1 protein-coding gene is annotated in these 635 nt (G+C 63.3%); it reads left to right on the top strand.

All coding sequences use genetic code 11. From position 1 onward, the window contains the following. Positions 1-635 (top strand): catalase (locus GSQ87_RS03835; RefSeq protein ID WP_158913384.1); only part of this gene is annotated, 635 nt, incomplete at both ends.

Genomic DNA, 635 nt, shown 5'->3' with positions numbered 1-635 from the left:
GTGCACGCCCGCGGTTCGGCGGCGCACGGGTTCTTCGAGTGCCTGGACTCCTGCGCCGACATCACCCGCGCGGACTTCCTGCAGCGCCCCGGCGAGAAGATCCCGGTCTTCACCCGCTTTTCCACCGTCGCCGGCAACAAGGGCTCGGCCGACCTGGCGCGCGACGTGCGCGGGTTCGCGGTGAAGTTCTACACCCAGGAAGGCAACTTCGATCTGGTCGGAAACAACATCCCGGTCTTCTTCATCCAGGACGCGATCAAGTTCCCCGACCTGATCCACGCCGCCAAGCAGGATCCTGACCGGGAGTTTCCGCAGGCGCAGACCGCTCATGACACCTTCTGGGATTACATCTCGCTGACGCCCGAGAGCATGCACATGATCATGTGGATCATGTCCGACCGGGCCATTCCGCGGAGCTATCGGATGATGGAGGGCTTTGGGGTCCACACCTTCCGGCTGATCAACGCCAAGGGCCAGTCCACCTTCGTCAAGTTCCACTGGCGGCCCAAGCTTGGCGCGCAGTCGGTGATCTGGGACGAGGCGTTGAAGATCAACGGCGCCGATCCGGATTTCCACCGCCGCGACCTTTGGGACGCCATCGACAGCGGCGACTTTCCCGAATGGGAGTTCTGTCT

The organism is Caulobacter sp. S45 (genome assembly GCF_009765965.1).
Classification (GTDB): domain Bacteria; phylum Pseudomonadota; class Alphaproteobacteria; order Caulobacterales; family Caulobacteraceae; genus CAHJWH01.
This window is presented reverse-complemented; position numbering and strand designations above follow the sequence as displayed.